Annotated in this window: 17 protein-coding genes; 11 read left to right on the forward strand and 6 right to left on the reverse strand. The window is 55.1% G+C overall.

All coding sequences use genetic code 11. The annotated features are described in order from the left end of the window. Positions 1-103: 103 nt before the first annotated feature. From FFI61_RS13325 to imuA, 3 genes are read right to left on the reverse strand one after another with little or no spacing between them, the layout of a single operon-like run. Positions 104-3226 (reverse strand): error-prone DNA polymerase, encoded by a 3123-nt coding sequence (locus FFI61_RS13325; RefSeq protein WP_200371059.1) that lies wholly within the window; start codon positions 3224-3226, stop codon positions 104-106. Further along, positions 3226-4644, reverse strand: coding sequence for a Y-family DNA polymerase (locus FFI61_RS13330; protein WP_200371061.1), 1419 nt, complete (start codon positions 4642-4644; stop codon positions 3226-3228). Before FFI61_RS13330 ends, FFI61_RS13325 begins: the two co-directional genes overlap by 1 nt. A gap of 5 nt (positions 4645-4649) precedes the next feature. Beyond that, positions 4650-5339, reverse strand: a complete 690-nt coding sequence (gene imuA, locus FFI61_RS13335) for a translesion DNA synthesis-associated protein ImuA (protein WP_200371069.1) — start codon at positions 5337-5339, stop codon at positions 4650-4652. Between the two features lie 144 nt (positions 5340-5483). On the opposite strand from imuA, the gene FFI61_RS13340 reads away from it, so the two are divergent. After that, on the forward strand, positions 5484-5822 hold the full coding sequence (locus FFI61_RS13340) for a 4a-hydroxytetrahydrobiopterin dehydratase (RefSeq protein WP_200204335.1): 339 nt from the start codon (positions 5484-5486) through the stop codon (positions 5820-5822). Here FFI61_RS13340 and FFI61_RS13345 read toward each other — a convergent pair. Further along, complete coding sequence (locus FFI61_RS13345; protein WP_265092138.1) at positions 5813-5980, reverse strand: DUF2897 family protein; 168 nt, start codon at positions 5978-5980, stop codon at positions 5813-5815. The genes FFI61_RS13340 and FFI61_RS13345 overlap by 10 nt on opposite strands. A gap of 145 nt (positions 5981-6125) precedes the next feature. Between FFI61_RS13345 and FFI61_RS13350 the strand changes: the two genes are divergently transcribed. From FFI61_RS13350 to FFI61_RS13360, 3 genes are all read left to right on the forward strand, one after another. Then, positions 6126-6428: a monooxygenase gene (locus FFI61_RS13350; RefSeq protein ID WP_200204341.1), complete on the forward strand. Its 303-nt coding sequence runs from the start codon at positions 6126-6128 to the stop codon at positions 6426-6428. Positions 6429-6492: 64 nt separating this feature from the next. Then, the gene (gene yghU / locus FFI61_RS13355) at positions 6493-7374 is read left to right on the forward strand and encodes a glutathione-dependent disulfide-bond oxidoreductase (protein WP_200371073.1); all 882 of its coding nucleotides are present in this window, start codon (positions 6493-6495) and stop codon (positions 7372-7374) included. A 21-nt stretch (positions 7375-7395) separates the two neighbouring features. Further along, a complete protein-coding gene (locus FFI61_RS13360) occupies positions 7396-8121 on the forward strand; it encodes a ZIP family metal transporter (RefSeq protein ID WP_200371075.1) in 726 nt (241 codons plus the stop codon). 1 nt (position 8122) lies between these two features. Here FFI61_RS13360 and FFI61_RS13365 read toward each other — a convergent pair whose 3' ends face one another. Both FFI61_RS13365 and ggt read right to left on the reverse strand, forming a co-directional pair. Further along, positions 8123-8371 (reverse strand): YkoF family thiamine/hydroxymethylpyrimidine-binding protein, encoded by a 249-nt coding sequence (locus FFI61_RS13365; protein ID WP_200371078.1) that lies wholly within the window; start codon positions 8369-8371, stop codon positions 8123-8125. A gap of 28 nt (positions 8372-8399) precedes the next feature. After that, positions 8400-10178, reverse strand: a complete 1779-nt coding sequence (gene ggt, locus FFI61_RS13370) for a gamma-glutamyltransferase (protein ID WP_200371080.1) — start codon at positions 10176-10178, stop codon at positions 8400-8402. A 169-nt stretch (positions 10179-10347) separates the two neighbouring features. Between ggt and purU the strand changes: the two genes are divergently transcribed. From purU to cmk, 7 genes are all read left to right on the forward strand, one after another. Then, entirely contained in the window at positions 10348-11202 is an 855-nt protein-coding gene (purU, locus tag FFI61_RS13375) for a formyltetrahydrofolate deformylase (RefSeq protein WP_200371082.1), read from the forward strand. 126 nt (positions 11203-11328) lie between these two features. Beyond that, the gene (gene gyrA, locus FFI61_RS13380) at positions 11329-13977 is read left to right on the forward strand and encodes a DNA gyrase subunit A (protein WP_200371084.1); all 2649 of its coding nucleotides are present in this window, start codon (positions 11329-11331) and stop codon (positions 13975-13977) included. 50 nt (positions 13978-14027) lie between these two features. Beyond that, positions 14028-15110: a 3-phosphoserine/phosphohydroxythreonine transaminase gene (gene serC, locus FFI61_RS13385; protein WP_200371085.1), complete on the forward strand. Its 1083-nt coding sequence runs from the start codon at positions 14028-14030 to the stop codon at positions 15108-15110. A 2-nt stretch (positions 15111-15112) separates the two neighbouring features. Continuing rightward, positions 15113-16210 (forward strand): prephenate dehydratase, encoded by a 1098-nt coding sequence (gene pheA / locus FFI61_RS13390; RefSeq protein ID WP_200371086.1) that lies wholly within the window; start codon positions 15113-15115, stop codon positions 16208-16210. A 22-nt stretch (positions 16211-16232) separates the two neighbouring features. Beyond that, positions 16233-17357 carry a histidinol-phosphate transaminase gene (hisC, locus tag FFI61_RS13395; protein WP_200371087.1) on the forward strand — a complete coding sequence of 375 codons (1125 nt, stop codon included), beginning with the start codon at positions 16233-16235 and terminating at the stop codon, positions 17355-17357. 1 nt (position 17358) lies between these two features. Then, complete coding sequence (locus FFI61_RS13400; RefSeq protein WP_200371088.1) at positions 17359-19617, forward strand: bifunctional prephenate dehydrogenase/3-phosphoshikimate 1-carboxyvinyltransferase; 2259 nt, start codon at positions 17359-17361, stop codon at positions 19615-19617. Next, a complete protein-coding gene (gene cmk / locus FFI61_RS13405) occupies positions 19617-20297 on the forward strand; it encodes a (d)CMP kinase (RefSeq protein WP_200204362.1) in 681 nt (226 codons plus the stop codon). Before FFI61_RS13400 ends, cmk begins: the two co-directional genes overlap by 1 nt. Positions 20298-20303 lie beyond the last annotated feature (6 nt).

Consider the following 20303-nt stretch of genomic DNA (forward strand, 5'->3'; position numbering starts at 1 on the left):
TCTCCGGCCGTCCATGGCCTCCGACATTCCTGAAAATCGGCCCCGCACCGACTCTATGAACTCCGGTGATATTTCCCTTTAATTCAGCGTTGGCAACACAAGCTTAGTGAAAATCCCGTGAGTTAACCGGAAGGGCCTGAATGAGGTGGCTCAGGTCCGAGAGTTTCCCCGCCATTACGTGAACAATCTCCCCCTCTCTTTCCAGAATGCCTTTTACGTGTAACAACCGTGCGGTGAGTAACGGCTTGCGCTGCCGGCGGGCGGTTTCCAGCCAGACGACTACGTTCACGTTGCCGGTTTCGTCTTCCAGGGTAACGAAGGTAACGCCGGAGGCGGAGCCGGGGCGTTGGCGGCCGGTTACCAGGCCGGCTACCTGTACCGGGATGCCGGCTTTGGTGGTTTTTAGTTGTTCGGCGCTTAGGCAGAACTGTAGGTGGCCTTGTTCCCGGAGCAGGGCCAGTGGGTGGCGTTGGAGGGTCAGGCCCTGGCTGGCGTAGTCGGCGAGGACGTTCTGGCCTTCGGTGGGTTCTGGTAGTTGGCTGCAGGTTTCCAGTTCGTAGTGTTCGTCTTCTTCTGCCGCAGCGAAGAGCTCTGAGGGCTTTTCGTGGCCCAAGAGTTGCCAGTAGGCCTGGTGGCGGTTAGCCGCGAAGGCGGGCATGGCGTTGGCGCCGGCGAGGAGTTCCATTTCGCGCTGGTTGAGGCCTGCCAGGCGGCGTAATTCGGCGGAGGATCGGTAGCCGGTTTCGGGACGGTTTTGGTGTAGGCGCTCGGCGGCACTGGCTGGGAATCCCTGGATGATTCTCAGGCCCAGGCGTAGTTGAAGGTCCGGGCCTTCCAGAGTGTGGTTCCACTGGCTGTTGTTGATGTCTGGAGGTAGTGTCACTACGTTGTGGCGTTTGGCGTCCTGTAGCAGTTGCGATGGGGAGTAGAATCCCATGGGCTGGCTGTTGAGTAGGGCGCAGTAGAAGGCGGCTGGGTAGTGGCGTTTTATCCAGGCGGAAATGTAAACGAGCAGGGCGAAGCTGGCTGCGTGGGATTCCGGGAAGCCGTAGCCGCCGAAGCCGCAGATTTGCAGGTATAGGCGCTCGGCAAAGTCCGCATTGTGGCCCCGTGCCAGCATGCCATTGATGAGTTTTTCCCGGAAGGGGGTCATGTCGCCGTGGGATTTCCAGGCGGCCATGGCGCGGCGGAGTTGGTCGGCTTCGCCAGCGGTGAATCCGGCGGCCACCATGGCCAGTTTGATGACCTGTTCCTGAAAAATGGGCACGCCCAACGTGCGTTCCAGCACGCCACGGATGGCGTCGTTGGGGTGGTCCACCGGTTCCAGCCCGTGTTTTCGGCGCAGGTAGGGGTGCACCATGTCACCCTGGATGGGGCCGGGACGGACGATGGCCACTTCGATGACCAGGTCGTAGAAGGTTTCGGGTTTGAGCCTGGGCAGCATGTTGATCTGGGCGCGGGATTCCACCTGGAATACGCCGATGCTGTCGCCTTTTTGCAGCATGTTGTAGGTGGCCGGGTCTTCCTGGGGAATGTCCTGCATGCGAAAGGGCTGGCCTTTCTGCTGGCTGATCAGCTCCAGGGCTTTGCGGATGGCGGTCAGCATGCCCAGTGCGAGCACGTCTACTTTCATCAGGCCCAGGCTTTCAAGGTCGTCTTTGTCCCACTGGATAACGGTGCGGTCTGCCATGGCGGCATTTTCTACCGGCACCAGTTCGCTCAGCGGGCCCGAACTGATAATGAACCCCCCCACGTGTTGGGAAAGGTGCCGGGGGAAACCGAGGAGGGTATTCACCAGAGCAAAGAACTGGTCTGCCACTTTCGGGTTGCGGGTCAGGCGTTTGTCGAGAATCTGCTGACGCCAGTTGGTGGCTTTGTCACGCCAGTCGATGCCTTCCAGTAGTTGTTCCACCAGTGCAGGGTCAAGCCCCAGGGCTTTGCCAACGTCGCGAATAGCGCTCTTTGGGCGGTAGCGGATAACGGTTGCGGCCAGTGCAGCCCGCTCCCGGCTGTAGCGTTGGTAGATGTACTGAATCACTTCTTCCCGGCGTTCGTGTTCAAAGTCCACGTCGATGTCCGGCGGCTCGTTTCTGTCTTTGGAAATGAAACGTTCAAACAGCAGGTCGACCTGGGCCGGGTTTACTTCGGTAATGCCCAGGCAATAGCACACGGCGGAGTTGGCAGCGGAGCCACGGCCCTGGCACAGAATGCCCCGGCTGCGGGCGAAGGCAACTATGTCGTGGATGGTGAGGAAGTAGTGTTCGTACTTCATCTCAGAAATCAGCCCCAGTTCTTTGCGTATCAGGGCCTGAACAGACAGTGGTGTGCCTGCCGGGTAGCGTCGCCGTTCACCTTCCTGAGTTAAGCGCTTCAGATAGGCGGCCGGGGTGTCCCCCTTGGGTACGAGATCAGGAGGGTATTCGTAACGCAGGCTGCCGGGCTCAAAGGTGCACTGTTGAGCAATGTGTAAAGATTCTTTCAGCCAGGCTTCGGGAAACAACCGTTGCAGAACCGGTAGAGGGCGCAAGTATCGTTCACCGTTCTGAAACAGGCAGTGGCCGGCGTTTTCCAGGCTGGTGTGGTTACGCAGGGCAGTTAAGACATCTTGCAATGGCTGGCGTTGCCGGCTGTGCATGTGCACTGCGCCGGTGGCGGTTACCGGGCAGCGCAAATGCTCGCAAAGCCAGCGAACCCGGGCCAGTTGTTGCTCTTCACCGGACTCAAGGGTGCGGGCGGCGGCAATCCAGAGGCGGTGCTCAAACAGCCGGAGCAACCATTCGCCGCAGGCCAGCGCTTGATCTGCATCGGCTTCAGCCGGTGAGGGCGGTAACCACAGGCACAGGCAGTCATCCAGGGCATGGGTTTCCGCATCACTATGAAAAAGCTGATATTGGCCTTTTTCTGCCCGGCGCCGACCGGTGGTTATAAACTGGCAGAGCTGGCCATAGCCTTTGCGAGTGCGGGCCAGAAGAATAAATCGGGGTGTGCTGGCATCGGGTGGGCTGTCGGCCAGCTCAAACCAGCTCCCGGTAATCAGTTTAACCGGGCTTTCTTTCAGTGCTGCCCAGGCTCGGGGGATGCCCGCAACCGAGCAGGCATCGGTAATGGCCAGTGCTGTATACCCAAGCTCTGCGGCGCGCTCCGCAAGCTCATGGGGATGAGAGGCTCCAGTCAGGAAGGTGAAGTTACTGAAGCAGAACAGCTCGGCATAAGAAGATTCGCCCATCAGCCAAACCATCCGTGTATAAACCAGCCTTCCCGCATATCCCGGAATACCCAGGCCAGTTGTCCGCTGTTCAATTGGGCAATGTAATAATCCCGGTGTACTCGCTGGCCGTCCCACCAGCCCCCGCTAATCCGTTCCGGGCCGGTAAACCAGGCTTTGGGGGTTTCTGTTAGCGGCTGAGGGCCTTGCAGAAGCCACAGAGGGCGACAGGGCAGTTGGCCTGTCGCTGCTATGGTTGCGCGGTTTGATCGTCGCACGTCTGAGGTGCTCCATGCCCGCTCGGGCCGGTGGTCATCCGTGGGTGCCAGCTGTTTAAGTGCATTCTCCCCAAGCCTTGCCTGCAGGCGGCTTATCAGGGTGTGCCAAGCTTCATTCAGGTCTTGGCTTTCGCCTAGCAAATCTTGCCCGCCGTGCATTTCCCGGCCTAGAAACCGTTTAACCGTCAGGCGCAACGATGCGACCGGAGCTTTAAGCGCCTGTTGTTCAAAGCGTAGGGTGATGAGGCTCAAAAATGCCTCCGCGCGGTGTTCCGGGCCGGATGTACGAATGCGAAGGTGCGTAGGTTCCCCGTTTCTGTGCTGAAGCACTAGCAGTAAGCAATCGGTATCCTGCTGGCGCCAACACAGATCTTTTTCCAGTTCAGAAAGCATGCGATGCAGTGGGAAAAGCAGCCCCTGTGACCGTTCAATATCCTGAACAAAGTCTGCTTGTTGCCGGAAGTGATGTGGTGGTTGCCAAGGGGGTTGAGGATCGGCTCTTGACCCCTGAATTTTCTGGATAGTCGCCAGGGTTTCGGGGGATAGCCGCCGCGCCATCTCTGCCGGGGGTAAACCGAAGACTTCACCAAGGGTGCTCAAACCAAGCCGTTTCAAGCGTGTGCTGGTGCGCGTATCAAACTCCGCGGCTTGCAGGGGTATTCTGCCTAGAGTCCGGAGGATTTGGGCTGTATCAGATGTGCATTCACCCATGCCGTTGCGTGCGATAAGGCCCGCAGCCAAGGGGGTGTGGCCAATGCCCAACCAGGCATTAAGCTGACGCTCGTGCAGTACTTCTTCTATTGTTCGCCAAGCTGCCGGAAGGCCGCCGTACAATCGCTGCAGACTGCCTATTTCAGCCAGCAAACCGTTAGGCGGAACCAGAACAATATGAGCCGCATAGCGGTACACCCAAAGGGCCTGGTCTTCCAGAATACGGGTTTCCTGTGCCTGGTCTGCTCTTACTATTCCCAGATCTGGCGCAAGACTAATGGCCGTTTTTAGCCGCATGCCAGCTTTCACGCCCAGATCCCGGGCAGCGGGGCAGGCCTGTATTACCTGTTGCCCGGAACCCTCCACAATCGCCAGGGCAGCGACGTTTTCACCGGAACGGCGAATGTGATCCAGTAGCAGGTGAGGAAAGTGTAAATGCAGCCAAAGCATGGAAGTTACCGTGCCGCCGTAGGCCAGGGGCCTTGAACCACTCGGGGTGTTTCATGGTGGGACAGGCTTGCCCGATGGGCTATGGCAAGCGAGCAGCGTTGCCCCGGCCAGCTACCGCGACGTTTCACTACATTCACTTTCAGGCTCTGCTGATGCTCAGGCTCCAGCTCAAGGCGCAAGGCAGCCGGGGAGTTTTGTTCGGCGTAATGGCGCTCACGAAAAAGCACGCAAACGTTGCTTCCGGCCTCAGCCGCCAACTGCAAGCGCCGGATTTCCCGGGCAGCCAGTTTGCCGGGCCAAGCCATTACCAGGCCGGTAACCGGGGAGCGCAGGCAGTTTTCCAGAGTCCATAGAAAATCGCCCTTGTCTTCAGTGTGGATCATGATGACCTGGTCCAGGTTGATGCCTTCTCTCGCCAGCGCCGGGGCATAGGGCGTGTGTGGCGGGTTCAGCCAGAACACGGTTTTGCCATCTTGCGAAAGCCTCTGCATTAGAGGCACTAACAGGGTCAGCTCACCGATACCGGGCGCGTCCAGCAGGCACTCGCTCAAAGCACCACGGGGCCAGCCAAGTCCGCCAAGCTGGTTATCCAGAGCCTGGTAACCGGTCGGTTCTGCCGGTTGAGTGGTTTTGTTGTGCCTGTGTCCCTGCCAGACACGGGCGTCCTGCATTAGCGTATTAATAAGCTCGCTCATGGCATATTTCCGAAATACTGTTTAAATGTACAGTATTCCGAAGAGAGGCTGATTTCAAGACGCCGGTTGATAAAATGAGTGAGCGGACCCATCTTGTATTATCTATAGCGGTAGAAAATTCGGATATCAGCTCGGAGGTTATGCATGAGTGGACTGGCTGAACAGCATTGTGAGGCGTGTAATGCTAGCGCCCCCAAGGTAACCGATGAGGAGAAGCGCTCACTGCACAAAGGCGTTCAGGATTGGGAAATTCTCAGCGTCGATGGCGAAGAGCAATTGCGCCGGGCATTTAAATTCAAAAATTTCGCTCAGGCTCTGGCGTTTACCAACATGGTGGGCGAGCTGGCTGAGGGAGAGAATCATCATCCGGCTATCTTGCTGGAATATGGGAAGGCGACAATAAGTTGGTGGACCCACTCAATCGGTGGGCTGCACAAGAATGACTTCATCATGGCTGCGAGAACAGACGCGGCTTACCACTGATCGTCTTTTTTTTCCTCGGCTTCAAGCTCTGCCTTGCGCTTACGGATTTTCTCCAGCTTGTCTTTCGGAATATGCATTTTGCTGGCTGAGTCCCGAAGCATGAACAGACTGCCCAATATCAGGCCCAGGGCAGCGAGTATAAAAATCCAGCCTATCATTGGCATACGCCAGGTTCCCTTTTGGTTGGTATCGTGTTGTTGAAGTGTTTTCTTCTATAGTGGAATGTCCTGGCCGGCTTTGCAGAACGTTCCATGTCTTATTAAGCATTATGGCAGCGTCTGCCGAAAACAGGAGTTCTATCAGATGGCAAAGTTATTACAGGTTGATTTTCCTTTTACTGGTCCTTTTGGTGCAGAAATGGCTGAGGCGCTAAAAGATCTTGCTGTTTCTATCACTGAAGAGCCCGGCTTTATCTGGAAAATATGGACAGAGAACGCATCTGAAAATGATGCTGGCGGGATTTACCTTTTTAAAACAGAAGAAACGGCTCAGGCTTATCTTGAAAAGCACACAGCAAGACTCAAGGGGCTTGGTGTTGAAAAAGTTCATGGCAAAATTTTTGATGTGAACCTGGACTTGTCGAAGATCACAAACGGGCCTGTTTAAGGTTCTGAGATCGGCGCAGAATACATTCATTAGCAAACAAACAGTGTTCAAGGAGCCCGTCATTATGAGCGATTCCAGCTACGTCCCGCCCAAAGTCTGGAAATGGGAGTCTGCAAGCGGTGGCGCTTTTTCAAATATTAACCGCCCCATTGCTGGCCCGACTCACGATAAAGAGCTGCCAGTTGGTAAGCATCCTTTTCAGCTTTATTCACTGGCTACGCCAAATGGTGTGAAAGTTACGATAATGCTGGAGGAGCTGCTGGAGCTGGGTATTAACGAAGCGGAGTACGATGCCTGGATCATCCGCATTAATGAGGGCGAGCAGTTCGGCAGCGGGTTTGTGGATGTGAACCCCAACTCCAAAATACCCGCGCTGATGGACCGGTCTCAGGATCCTGCTGTTCGCGTATTTGAATCTGGTTCCATACTGCTTTACCTGGCGGAAAAATTTGATCGGTTCCTGCCATCGGATATCAAAGGGCGCACCGAAACGCTTAATTGGTTGTTCTGGCAGATGGGCAGTGCGGCTTTTGTGGGTGGTGGCTTTGGACATTTCTTTGCCTATGCGCCTGAAAAGTACGAGTATCCCATTAACCGCTACACCATGGAAGTGAAGCGGCAGCTGGATGTGTTGGATCGTCAGTTGGCCAATAACCAGTATATTGCCGGCGATGAGTACACCATTGCCGATATGGCAGCCTGGCCCTGGTACGGCGCTCTGGTGACTAACGCCGTATACGATGCCGCAGAGTTTCTTGAGGCGCACACCTACACCAATGTGATGCGCTGGGCACTGGAGATTAAAAAGCGCCCGGCTGTGCAGCGTGGGCGTATGGTGAATCGCGCCTGGGGTGAGCCAGAAACCCAGCTGCATGAGCGCCACGATGCGAGCGACTTTGAGCACAAAACCCAGGATAAGATTGGTGGGGTTTCCGAAGGCTCCTGATTAATTAATTCAGGGATTTTGATGATTTCTGACATTGCCTACATCGTTGGTCTGACTGCTCTTGCCGGTATCTGCATCCCACTTGGCGGATTACTGGCAAGGGTTGAACGCATTGGTCCCAACTGGCTGGAACAGGAGTTTCGGCACTTTCTGATCGCCTTGGGCGGGGGCATTTTGCTGGGTGCCGTGACCATTGTGCTGATACCGGAAGGGCAGTCGAGCATTGGCGATTCTTTCTGGGCTATTCCCGCCATTATTGCCGGCGGCCTGCTGTTTTTCTGGATTGAGCGGATGCTGGGCGTTCATCATCGGGAATCGCCGCAGTTGATGGGGGTGATGCTGGATTTCGTGCCCGAAGCCGCCGCCTTGGGTGGGCTGATCATCGTTAACCCAAGCCTTGCGCCCTTGATGGCTGTGCTGATTGCTATGCAAAACCTGCCGGAAGGCTTTAACGCCTACCGCGAATTTCTGAACAAGCCAGGCTATACGCCAAGGAAAACTCTGGCAGTAATGTCCAGCCTGGCAATGGCCGGTCCAGCCGCGGGACTGCTTGGATACTTTTTCCTGTCTGAGCAGCCCGTGGTTCTGGGAACCATCATGCTGGTGGCATCTGGCGGTATTCTGTACCTGATTTTTCAGGATATAGCGCCCCAGTCCCGATTGGACAAGCACTGGGGGCCTCCACTTGGTGCGGTGTTAGGGTTTTGCCTGGCATTGTTCAGCGATATGCTGGTTACGCAGGCTTGAATTACTTCGGCCTCCGATCACCCTCCATAATCTTGGCAACAAAAACCGACTTTCCGTAGGTCTCGAATGACCACCTCATGGTGTCTGAGAGTGCCTTCATAACTTCGTCGTACTCGCCGAAGATTTCGGTGCTCATACGACCGGCGACAACTTGCAGGCCGGTCTCTTCCAGCCGGGCGATGAGGTCCCAGATGGGTTGTTTATAGTCATCCTTGAGGGGATAACAGCTCAGTTGTACAGACAGAAACATAATAGATGCCTCCAGTTTGTCTATTGAGTTAGTAGCCCATGGCCGAAGACGTGCTGCGCCTCGGGTCTGCTCCGCCATATAGCGTGCCATCTTCTCCAATCATAATACTCTGAATGGCACCCATAGCCGAGTTGGTGACCACCTTGTGCCCCCGGCTTTCCAGCAGGCGTATAGTGTCCTTGCTGATACCTTGTTCAATGCGAATTTCATCCGGCAACCACTGGTGATGTATGCGTGGCGCGTTGACGGCGGTTTGTATATTCATGCCGTGGTCAATCACGTTCATGATCACTTGCAGGGTTGTAGTGATAATGCGCGAGCCGCCAGGGCTGCCGGTGACCAGAAAGTTGCGGTCACCTTTGCGCACAATGGTGGGCGACATGGAGCTGAGCATGCGCTTACCAGGCCCCACTTTGTTTGCTGCGCCGCCAATCAGGCCGTAGGCATTGGGCACGCCCGGCTTGGCGCTGAAATCGTCCATTTCATTGTTGAGCAGAAAGCCGGCACCTTGTACGGTGATGCCTGAGCCATAACTGAAGTTGATGGTGTAGGTGTTTGATACCGCATTGCCCCACTTATCTACAACCGAAAAATGCGTGGTTTCAGGGCTTTCGTAGCTTGCTGGTTGGCCGGGACGAACCTCACTCGCCGGGCGAGCCTTGTCCATCTTGATGCCTTGCCGCAATTCGTCGGCATAAGATTTACTGGTCAGTCCTTTCAGTGGCACGTCTACATAATCCGTATCGCCCAAATATTCAGAGCGGTCGGCATAGGCCAGCTTCATGGCTTCGGCCATATAGTGAATCGTATCCGCCGAGTTGTGGCCCAGCTCTGAGATAGGGAAGCCTTCAAGAACATTCAGTATCTGCACAATGTGAGCGCCTCCAGAGGAGGGCGGTGACATGGAGTAGATATCGTAGCCCCGGTAGTTTCCATGCACAGGGGCGCGCACAGCCGGCTGATAGTTTTCAAGATCCTGTCGGGTAATGAGGCCGCCGTGCCTTTCCATTTCTTCAACAATCAGCCGTGCAGTTTCCCCTTCGTAAAAACCTTTCACGCCATCATCTGCAATACGCTGCAGGGTGTCTGCCAGTTCCGGTTGACGAAAACGCTCGCCGGCTTGCCAGGCGGAGCCGTCTTCCTTGTAAAAAGTTGCCTGGGTTGCGGGCCAGCGCTGAAGCCGCTCGCGGGCTTGTTCAAGACCTTCGCTGAAGCGCTTAGGAACAATAAAACCATCCCGGGCAAGTTTGATTGCCGGTGCCAGTGCCTGCTTCAGGGATATAGTGCCGTGGCGTTCCAGTGCCAAGGCAAGGCCGGCAACAGTGCCGGGGACGCCCGCAGCCAGATGGGTAAACCGGCTGCGATCCTTGACCACTTCTCCGGATTCATCCTGATACATGGCTTCAGTGGCGCCTGAGGGTGCTTTTTCCCGGTAATCTATGGCTTCCGGTTCAGAGCCATCGCCTTTTGAGATCAACATGAAACCACCACCACCGATGTTTCCGGATCTTGGCTGGGTGACGGCCAAGGCAAAACCGGCAGTTACAGCGGCATCCACAGCGTTGCCGCCGTTTTTCAGTACGTCCAGAGCTACCTCTGTAGCCAGGGTGTGGCTGGTTGCCACCATGCCGTTAGACGCGCTGGCGGGGTAAAAGCGCTCGCCCTCCAGAATGGCCTGGCTGAAAACCGGTGATGCCAGAGTTGCAAGGTATACAGTCAGGCTTGCCATCAGGGTGAGTGCGCGTAGCCTGCCTGAGGGTACAGTGAGTCGGGCTTTTCGAATTTGCTGGTGCGGGCCTCTGTCCATGTCTCCATTCCTCGTTTCTGATGTTCAGATAGGCTATAATAGCCCGTCATTTTATAGGGTGCGTACCGGCTAACCTTGGTTTCTGTTCGGGTTCCTGTTCGGGCTGCCGTTTCCGGCAAGAGTTTTCGTCGCATCCGCTTTCCCGTTTGTCAGTTAAGGAAAGGCTTTCATGGAGCATACCTACCGTCTTGTGATTTCCTGCCCCGATGGGGTTGGAATTGTCGCCAAGGTGAGTAATTTTCTGTCCACTTATAATGGCTGGATAACCGAAGCAAGCCACCACTCCGATACTCACAGTGGTTGGTTTTTCATGCGTCACGAGATCAAAGCCGAGTCTATCCCGTTTGGTCTTGAGCAATTCCGTGCGGCATTTGCGCCGATTGCCCGGGAATTCGATATGAATTGGCACATCGCCGATTCGGCCCAGCCCAAAAAGGTGGTTCTGATGTGCAGCAAGGAGTCCCACTGCGTGGCCGACCTCCTGTACCGCTGGCACAGTAAAGAAATCAACGCCGAAATTGTTGCTGTCATCTCCAATCATGATGATTTGCGCAGTATGGTGGAGTGGCATGGCATTCCATACCATCATATTCCGGTGAGCAAGGCTAATCGTGAAGAAGCGTTTGCCCAGGTCGACGAGCTTTTTGAGGGCTACAAAGCCGATGTGGTGGTGCTTGCGCGCTACATGCAGATTTTGCCTGCCGAGCTTTGTGCAAAGTACTCAGGCAAGGTGATCAATATTCATCACAGCTTTCTGCCGTCCTTTGCCGGGGCACGTCCCTATCACCAGGCATACAGCCGCGGCGTGAAGCTGATCGGCGCTACCTGCCATTACGTGACTCAGGACCTTGATGAAGGGCCGATTATTGAGCAGGACGTTATTCGCATCAATCACAGCGACACCATCGAAGACATGGTGCGTCTGGGTAAGGATGTAGAGAAAAATGTTCTCGCACGGGGATTGCGCTCTCATATCGAAGATCGCGTGATTACCCACGAAAACAAGACTGTAGTATTTGATTAAGGCTGACGCACAGTTGCCCCCAGCAGGGTGCGACTGTGGTAGAGTTGGCGGTTTGACGAAGAATAATTATGGGGCCGGGAAGCGGCCCTGAAACGACTTCCAGATAACGCAAAGGAACCTTTCTCGATGGGTGAATTAGCCAAAGAGATCCTGCCGGTCAATATTGAAGACGAACTGAAGCAGTCTTACCTCGATTACGCCATGAGCGTAATTGTCGGGCGAGCACTTCCTGACGTGCGGGATGGCCTCAAGCCGGTTCACCGTCGTGTTCTGTTCGCTATGTCCGAACTGAACAACGACTGGAACAAGGCCTACAAGAAGTCTGCCCGTGTGGTGGGTGATGTTATTGGTAAATACCACCCGCATGGTGACTCTGCTGTTTACGACACCATCGTTCGTATGGCCCAGCCTTTCTCTCTGCGGTATCCGCTGGTAGATGGCCAGGGCAACTTTGGTTCTATCGACGGTGATAACGCGGCAGCCATGCGTTACACCGAAATCCGCATGAAAAAAATTGCACACTCGTTGCTGGCGGATCTCGAGAAAGAAACCGTAGATTTTGTTGATAACTACGACGGCACAGAGCGCATTCCTGAAGTTATGCCTACCCGGGTTCCTAACCTGCTGGTGAACGGCTCTTCCGGTATCGCTGTAGGCATGGCGACCAATATTCCGCCCCACAACCTGACCGAAGTGGTTAATGGTTGTTTGGCGCTGATTGATAATCCGGATCTCACCTGCGATGAACTGATGGAGTTCATTCCGGGCCCGGATTTCCCGACAGAAGGTATCATCAACGGCCGTGCCGGCATTGTTGAAGCCTATCGTACCGGTCGTGGCCGCATCTACATTCGCGCCCGCCACGAAATCGAAACCGATAAGAAAACCAATCGTGACGCCATTATTATCACCGAGCTGCCGTATCAGCTGAACAAAGCTCGCCTGATCGAAAAGATCGCTGAGCTGGTGAAGGAAAAGCGGCTGGAAGGCATCACCGAGCTGCGGGATGAGTCCAACAAGGAAGGTATTCGGATCTTTATAGAGCTGCGCCGTGGTGAAAACCCGGAGGTTGTGGTCAACAACCTGTTCAAGCACACCCAGCTGCAGACGGTATTCGGTATCAACATGGTTGCGCTGATCAACGGCGAGCCAAGAATACTTAACCTTAAAGAAATGCTGGATGCGTTCGTGCGCCACCGCCGTGAAGTGGTCACTCGCCGTACTATCTTTGAGCTGCGTAAAGCCCGTGAGCGTGGCCACATACTTGAAGGCCTGACTGTTGCGCTGGCCAACATCGATGAGATGATCGAGCTGATCAAGGCCTCCCCAAGCTCTGTGGAAGCCAAGGAAAAGCTGATGGCCCGTGGCTGGGCGCCAGGTGATGTAATGGCGATGCTTGAGCGTGCTGGCGAAGATGCCTGCCGCCCGGACGATCTGCCAGAAATCTATGGCCTGCGCGATGGCCTGTACTTCATGTCTCCGGAACAGACCCAGGCTATCCTGGATATGCGTCTGCACCGCCTGACGGGCCTGGAAACTGAAAAGCTCCAGAACGAGTACAAGGAAATCCTGGAAAAAATTGCTGGCCTGCTTGAGATTCTGGCTGATCCTGATCGTTTGATGCAGGTTATCCGTGAAGAGCTGGAAGCCGTAGTAGAAGAGTTTGGCGATGAGCGTCGCACTGAGATAACTAGCTCACAGCGTGACCTCACAATCGCCGACCTGATTGATGAAGAAGAACTGGTTGTCACCATTTCCCACAGTGGTTATGCGAAGACTCAGGCAGTAGAAGATTACCAGGCTCAGCGCCGTGGTGGCCGTGGTAAGGCTGCGACCTCCATGAAAGACGAAGATTTCGTTGAAAAACTTCTGGTGGCCAACTCCCACGATACCATTTTGTGCTTCTCAAACCGGGGCAAGGTGTACTGGTTGCGAGTGTTCGAGATTCCTCGTGCCAGCCGTGCGTCTCGTGGCCGGCCGATGGTGAACATTCTGCCATTGGATGAAGGTGAGCGTATCACTACATTCCTGCCGGTGCGTGATTACCCCGAGAACCAGTTTGTTCTGATGGCAACGTCTGCCGGAGTGGTCAAGAAGACGGCTCTGCCCAACTTCTCACGCCCACGCAGCAGTGGCCTGATTGCCTTGTCTCTGGATGAAGGCGATACATTGATCGGCGCGGCAATAACCGAGGGCGATGCGGAAATCATGCTGTTTTCTTCAGCTGGCAAGGCGGTTCGCTTTAATGAAGAAGCCGTTCGTCCGCTGAGCAGAACAGCCCGTGGTGTGCGCGGTATCAGAATGCCAGAAGGCCACCAGGTGGTCTCCCTGATCATTCCACAGGAAGGCGGCGTTATTCTGACCGCGAGTGAGAATGGTTATGGCAAGCGCACTGCACTTGAAGAGTTCCCAACCTACGGCCGTGGCAGTCAGGGCGTTATTGCCATGCAGTGCTCCGAGCGTAACGGCAACCTGGTAACGGCACTGCAGCTGTTCGAAGGCGACGAAATGATGCTGATTTCCGACAAGGGCACGCTGGTTCGTACCCGTACGGATGAAGTATCGGTTCTCAGTCGGAACACTCAGGGTGTACGTCTGATCAGATTGAGCCAGGAAGACGAGCGCCTGGTCGGTGTGGAGCGGATAGCTGAAACCGACGATGACGACATCGAAGATGCTGATGTAGATGTTGAAGATACAGATATCGAAGGCGAAGACGTTTCAACCAACGAAAGCGAAACTAACAGTCCGGAACAGGATGCTGGCGAGGAATAAGCCAGCACTGCCGAACACCGAATCCGCAAGACGTGAGAGACCACAGGAACATGAGCAGGGCGTATAACTTTTGTGCAGGTCCGGCAACCTTGCCGGAAAGTGTGCTGGCACAGGCACGGGATGAAATGCTGGACTGGCGTGGCACAGGCATGTCCGTAATGGAGATGAGCCACCGTAGTGATGCGTTCGTTGAGATCGCCGAAACTGCTGAGCGAGACTTGCGTGAATTGGCTGGTGTATCAGATGATTACGCCGTACTTTTCATGCAGGGTGGAGCATCAAGCCAGTTCTCCACGATTGCTCTGAACCTGCTTGGTGACAAAACGTCTGCGGATTATGTAAATACTGGAATCTGGTCGAAAAAGGCCATTGATGAAGCCAGACGCTACGCCGGTGTGAATGTGGTTGCGAGCTCGGAAGAGGGCGGCTTCGTCAGCATTCCTGATCAAGCCACCTGGCAGACCAGTGCCGATGCCGCATACCTGCATTACACCCCCAACGAAACTATCGGTGGACTGGAGTTTGATTTTGTTCCCGATAGCGCCGGCGTTCCATTGGTGGCAGACATGTCTTCTACCATGCTTTCGCGCCCGGTAGATGTTTCAAAGTTTGGTCTTATCTACGCAGGTGCCCAGAAAAACATAGGCCCCTCCGGCCTGGTTGTTGTCATTATCCGGAAAGACCTCCTTGGCAAAGCCCGCAAGGACACGCCAACCATGATGAATTATCAGGTGATTGCGGATAACGGCTCCATGTACAACACGCCTGCAACATACTCCTGGTATCTTGCGGGGCTGGTTTTCAAGTGGTTGAAAGCCCAGGGCGGCGTAACTGCCATGGGCGAGACAAACCGCAGGAAAGCAGAAAAGCTGTACGGCTTTATTGATGCTAATGAGTTTTACGCCAACCCAATCGACCCACGCTTCCGTTCCTGGATGAACATTCCCTTCACCCTTCAGGATGACGCCCTCAACGGTGCTTTCCTTAAAGGAGCCGATGCGCGGGGCTTGTTGAATCTGGCAGGGCACCGCTCGGTGGGAGGTATGCGTGCCAGTATCTATAACGCCATGCCTGAAGCAGGCGTAGATGCCTTGATCCAGTACATGACTGAATTTGCGAAGGAGCGGGGCTGATCATGAGTGATGAGCAGACTCGCTTAGGAGAATTACGGGTAGAAATAGACAGCCTTGATCAGCAGATTATGGAGTTGATCAGTGCTCGTGCGAAATGCGCACAGGAAGTGGCCCATGTAAAAATGGATGCCAACCCTGGGGAGGATGTGTTTTTTTATCGCCCGGAGCGTGAAGCCCAGGTGCTGCGCCGTATCAAGGAGGCCAACCCCGGCCCATTGCCAGATGAAGAAATGGCGAGACTATTCCGGGAAATCATGTCGGCTTGCCTGGCGCTGGAAAAGCCCATGCATATTGCCTTTTTGGGTCCTATCGGCACTTTTACCCAAGCTGCAGCGCTCAAGCATTTCGGTCACTCAGTAGTGAGTGTGCCTTTGCCGGCGATTGATGCGGTTTTCCGCGAGGTAGAATCCGGAGCTGCTCATTATGGCGTTGTGCCAGTTGAGAACTCCACGGAAGGCATGATCAACCACACCCTTGATATGTTCATGACATCTCCGTTGAAAATTTGCGGTGAGGTGCAGTTGAGAATTCACCACCATCTGATGGTGTCGCCGGAATTCCGGGATCAGGAAATTACCCGCATATACTCCCATCAGCAGTCTTTTGCCCAGTGTCGCCAGTGGTTGGATACCCATCGCTACGGGATTGAACGGGTAACCGTTTCCAGCAATGCTGAGGCGGCTCGCCGTGCAGCCAAAGAGCCGGGTACAGCAGCAATTGCTGGCGATATGGCCGCAGAGCTCTATGGCCTGGAAAAACTGGCGAACAGCATTGAGGACCGGCCGGACAATACCACCCGGTTCCTGATTATTGGCCGCGAAGATGTCCCTGCTAGCGGGCACGACAAATCATCCATTCTTGTCTCCATGAGAAACAAGCCGGGCGCTTTGTATCAACTGCTTGAGCCGTTTCACAGTCATGGTATCAGCCTCACGCGGATTGAAACCCGGCCGTCACCAAGTGGCACATGGGCCTATGTGTTCTACATCGATTTTGAAGGCCACATGAGCGATGAGCAGGCTCGCAAAGTGCTTGCCGAGGTAGACGAAGAAGCCGTCGAGCTCAAGCGCCTGGGTTCCTATCCCATCGGTGTTCTTTAGTAGATAGTTTTAAGGAAGGTATATGGCCATCGATTATCAGAGCCTTGCGGTAGAAGGCGTTCAGGCTTTGTCTCCCTATCAGCCGGGCAAGCCAATCAGTGAGCTGGCCCGTGAGCTGGGGCTGGACCCCGCCGAAATTATCAAGCTTGCCAGCAATGAAAACCCTTTGGGCCCCAGTAAAAAAGCAATTTCAGCGGCCGAAAACGCGCTGAAGGAACTTTGCCTGTATCCCGATGGCAATGGGTTTGAACTGAAGCAAAAGTTGTCTGCATATCTCGGTGTGAACCCGGGCCAGATTACGCTCGGAAATGGTTCAAATGACGTGCTCGAAGTGATTGCCCGTTGTTTTGCCGGTGCGGATTCGGAAATTGTATTTTCCCAGTATGCGTTTGCTGTTTATCCAATTGTTACTCAAGCTATTGGCGCCAAAGCGGTTGCCGTGCCGGCCAAAGACTGGGGTCACGACCTGGATGCCATGGCGGCGGCAGTCACAGAGCGCACTCGCCTGGTCTTTGTAGCCAACCCGAACAACCCTACGGGCACCGTGCACGATTCAGACGCGATTGAAGCATTTTTGGGCAAAATTCCGGCCGATGTGTTGGTAGTCCTTGACGAGGCCTACTACGAATACATGACCGGAGAGAAAGACCCGGATGGTGTTGCGCTACTAAGCCGTTTCCCCAATTTGATCGTGTGCCGTACCTTTTCCAAAGCCTGGGGCCTTGCTGCTCTGCGCGTTGGTTACAGCATCAGCTCACCGGCGATTGCCGATATCCTCAACCGCGTGCGCCAGCCTTTCAATGTAAACTCCACTGCTCTTGCGGCCGCCGCCGCGGTGCTGGAGGACACAGATTATCTGCAGCGCTCCCGCGCTGCCAACACCGCTGGCCTGAAGCAGTTGCAAGAAGCCTTCGATCAGATGGGTCTTCGGTATATTCCCTCATCGGGGAATTTTGTGGCCGTTGAAGTGGGGCCGCAAGCTATGGGGGTATATCAGGCATTACTGAGCCACGGAGTCATTGTGCGCCCTGTAACAGGCTACGGCATGCCCAATCATCTTCGGGTGTCCGTGGGGTTGCCTGAACAAAACGAACTATTTATCAACGCCCTCGCAAAAGCGTTGGCGGCAGCAGGGCAGGGAGCCTGAGGTGCCAGTGCGCGAGCCGCTATTTCAGCGTGTAGCCATAATCGGGTTGGGCCTGATAGGTGGTTCGTTGGCGAGTGCCATCCGGAAAAACAACCTTGCTCGGGAAGTGGTTGGGGCGGATCAGCGTAAAGAGGATCTTCTGTTAGGTCAATCGCTGGGTGTAATTGATACGGTTGCGGAAACCACTGCAGAGGCAGTGCGGGGCGCAGACCTTATCGTACTGGCGGTGCCAGTGCAGGCGACCCGCAAGGTGTTAGAGGAGATACGCCCACACCTTGCAGCAGATGCCATTCTTACTGATGTGGGCAGTACCAAGTCTGGCTTTGTAAAAGATGTAGAGGCGGTATTTGGTGAGTTTTCGCCTCGCGTTATTCCCGGGCACCCGATTGCGGGATCAGAGCGAAGCGGCATTCGTGCGGCCAATCCGGATCTGTTCAGCAATCACAAGGTAATACTGACGCCTCCGGATAACGTCAGCGCCCCTCATCTGGAAAGGCTCCAGGCCTTGTGGGAAGCCTGCGGTGCCACTGTGCTTACCATGTCTGTGGCGTATCACGATGAAGTGTTGGCGGCGACGAGCCACTTGCCCCATCTGATTGCCTTCTCGCTGGTGGATACACTGGCTGGAGAAGACGAGAACATGGATATTTTCCGGTATGCTGCAGGCGGGTTCCGTGATTTTACCCGCATAGCCGCGAGTGATCCGGTTATGTGGCACGATATTTTTCTTTCCAACCGCGATGCCGTTCTCCGGGTTATTGACCACTTTACCCAGGATCTGGATCAGCTGCGCACAGCAATAGCGGATCAGGACGGCGCCACATTGCTGCGAGTGTTCGGCCGCGCCAAAGCAGCACGCGAACACTTTTCAAAAATGCTTTCAGGACAGGCTTACGTGACAAATAACAGTGAAAATCAGGTGACGTTCCGTCTTCAGCCCGGCGGCTCAGTAAATGGCGACATTCGGGTGCCCGGCGATAAATCCATTTCTCATCGCTCGATTATGCTCGGAGCGCTTGCAGAGGGCATAACTGAGGTAAAAGGTTTCCTCGAAGGAGAGGACAGTCTTGCAACGCTGCAGGCTTTCCGTGACATGGGTGTTGCCATCGAAGGGCCGGATAACGGCTTTGTGCGCATTCACGGCGTCGGAATGAACGGCTTGCAGGCGCCTCGTGGGTCAATATACCTCGGCAATTCAGGCACCGGCATGCGCTTGTTTGCGGGACTGTTGGCGGCGCAGCCATTTGCGTCCGAACTGACGGGTGATACCAGTCTTTCCGGACGGCCCATGAATCGTGTTGCCGATCCGTTAAGAGCCATGGGTGCTGTTATTGATACCGCCGAGGGCGGTCGCCCGCCTCTAAAAATTCACGGTACTCAGGATAAGAAGTTAACCGGTATTCATTACGATATGCCGGTTGCCAGTGCTCAGGTTAAATCCTGCCTGTTGCTTGCCGGCTTGTATGCCGATGGCACTACGTCTGTTACTGAGCCTGCACCAACGCGGGATCACACCGAGCGTATGCTGGCGGGCTTTGGCTACAAGGTAGAGCGTGAAGGTCCCACAGCCAGCGTTAAAGGTGGTGGCAAGCTGAAAGCCGGCGTGATTGATGTCCCGGCAGATATTTCATCAGCGGCCTTCTTTATGGTTGCCGCGAGCATTGCTCCGAATTCTGATCTGTTACTGCGCCATGTGGGCATGAACCCGACACGGGTAGGGGTAATTAATATTCTGCGCCAGATGGGTGCCAATATTGAAGTTATGGCCGAGCGTGAAATTGGTGGCGAGCCAGTGGCCGATTTGCGCGTTCGCTCAGCAGAGCTCAAAGGCATTGATATACCGGTAGACCAGGTGCCCCTGGCCATCGACGAATTCCCGGTGTTGTTTATTGCGGCTGTCTGCGCAACTGGCCGTACGGTTCTGACCGGCGCTGAGGAACTTCGGGTAAAGGAAAGTGATCGCATTCAGGTGATGGCTGATGGCCTTGCAACACTTGGGGTGGAAACCACGGTTACGGAAGATGGCATTATTATCGAGGGCGGGCAAACCATTAAAGGCGGCTCTGTTTACAGCCATGACGACCATCGCATTGCTATGTCTTTTGCAGTGGCCTCGTTGCGCGCCACCGAAGAGATCGAAATTAACGGCTGCGCGGTTGTGGCAACATCCTTCCCGGGCTTTGTGGAGCTTGCGAAGGAAACGGGTATCCAGATATCCGCCGAGGGGGCCGAAGGCGGCGCTGAACAGGGAGCACATTAATGTCGAAAGGCAAGGCACCAGTCATCGCAGTGGATGGCCCGGGCGGATCGGGTAAGGGCACAGTTACTCAAATGCTGGCCAAAAAACTGGGCTGGCATCTGCTCGACAGTGGCGCGCTATATCGGTTGACCGCGCTTGCTGCCATTCGCCAGAACGTGGCCCTGGATGATGAGGCACAACTGGTGCGCGTAGCGGCTTCGCTGGACGTTGCTTTCGAGCCCACCCCTGAAGGTGAGCCTGCGAAAGTGATTCTTGCAGGAGAGGATGTTACCTCGGAAATTCGTACCGAAACCTGCGGGGATAATGCATCGCGCATTGCTGTAATGCAGCCGGTTCGGGATGCACTTTTGCAGCGTCAGCGGGATTTTCAGCAAAGCCCCGGGCTGGTTGCTGATGGTCGCGACATGGGCACCGTAGTGTTCCCGGATGCCACCGTTAAAATTTTTCTGACGGCCAGCGCAGAAGAGCGCGCACGCCGGCGTTTCGGCCAGTTGAAGGCAGCGGGTGTCGATGTTAGTATTGACGCCCTTTTAGAGGAGATACGGGTTCGTGATGAACGGGATATGAACCGTTCCGCAGCCCCTCTCAAGCCCGCAGACGATGCGCAAGTCATTGATTCTACGGGGTTGAGTATACAGGAGGTGCTAGACAGGTGTATGGCCGCAGCAGGTCAGACCTGACTACAC

Origin of the sequence: Marinobacter sp. DY40_1A1, from assembly GCF_016597815.1 — a bacterium.
Lineage (GTDB): Bacteria > Pseudomonadota > Gammaproteobacteria > Pseudomonadales > Oleiphilaceae > Marinobacter > Marinobacter xiaoshiensis.

Excerpts from the sequence above, each read along its gene's own strand:
- FFI61_RS13350 (WP_200204341.1), top strand. The coding sequence starts at position 6,126 with ATGGCAAAGTTATTACAGGTTGATTTTCCTTTTACTGGTCCTTTTGGT.
- FFI61_RS13325 (WP_200371059.1), bottom strand. The coding sequence starts at position 3,226 with ATGGGCGAATCTTCTTATGCCGAGCTGTTCTGCTTCAGTAACTTCACC.
- FFI61_RS13340 (WP_200204335.1), top strand. The coding sequence starts at position 5,484 with ATGAGTGGACTGGCTGAACAGCATTGTGAGGCGTGTAATGCTAGCGCC.
- FFI61_RS13345 (WP_265092138.1), bottom strand. The coding sequence starts at position 5,980 with ATGATAGGCTGGATTTTTATACTCGCTGCCCTGGGCCTGATATTGGGC.
- pheA (WP_200371086.1), top strand. The coding sequence starts at position 15,113 with ATGAGTGATGAGCAGACTCGCTTAGGAGAATTACGGGTAGAAATAGAC.
- imuA (WP_200371069.1), bottom strand. The coding sequence starts at position 5,339 with ATGAGCGAGCTTATTAATACGCTAATGCAGGACGCCCGTGTCTGGCAG.
- purU (WP_200371082.1), top strand. The coding sequence starts at position 10,348 with ATGGAGCATACCTACCGTCTTGTGATTTCCTGCCCCGATGGGGTTGGA.
- FFI61_RS13365 (WP_200371078.1), bottom strand. The coding sequence starts at position 8,371 with ATGTTTCTGTCTGTACAACTGAGCTGTTATCCCCTCAAGGATGACTAT.
- serC (WP_200371085.1), top strand. The coding sequence starts at position 14,028 with ATGAGCAGGGCGTATAACTTTTGTGCAGGTCCGGCAACCTTGCCGGAA.
- yghU (WP_200371073.1), top strand. The coding sequence starts at position 6,493 with ATGAGCGATTCCAGCTACGTCCCGCCCAAAGTCTGGAAATGGGAGTCT.
- FFI61_RS13330 (WP_200371061.1), bottom strand. The coding sequence starts at position 4,644 with ATGCTTTGGCTGCATTTACACTTTCCTCACCTGCTACTGGATCACATT.
- FFI61_RS13360 (WP_200371075.1), top strand. The coding sequence starts at position 7,396 with ATGATTTCTGACATTGCCTACATCGTTGGTCTGACTGCTCTTGCCGGT.
- cmk (WP_200204362.1), top strand. The coding sequence starts at position 19,617 with ATGTCGAAAGGCAAGGCACCAGTCATCGCAGTGGATGGCCCGGGCGGA.
- gyrA (WP_200371084.1), top strand. The coding sequence starts at position 11,329 with ATGGGTGAATTAGCCAAAGAGATCCTGCCGGTCAATATTGAAGACGAA.
- ggt (WP_200371080.1), bottom strand. The coding sequence starts at position 10,178 with ATGGACAGAGGCCCGCACCAGCAAATTCGAAAAGCCCGACTCACTGTA.
- hisC (WP_200371087.1), top strand. The coding sequence starts at position 16,233 with ATGGCCATCGATTATCAGAGCCTTGCGGTAGAAGGCGTTCAGGCTTTG.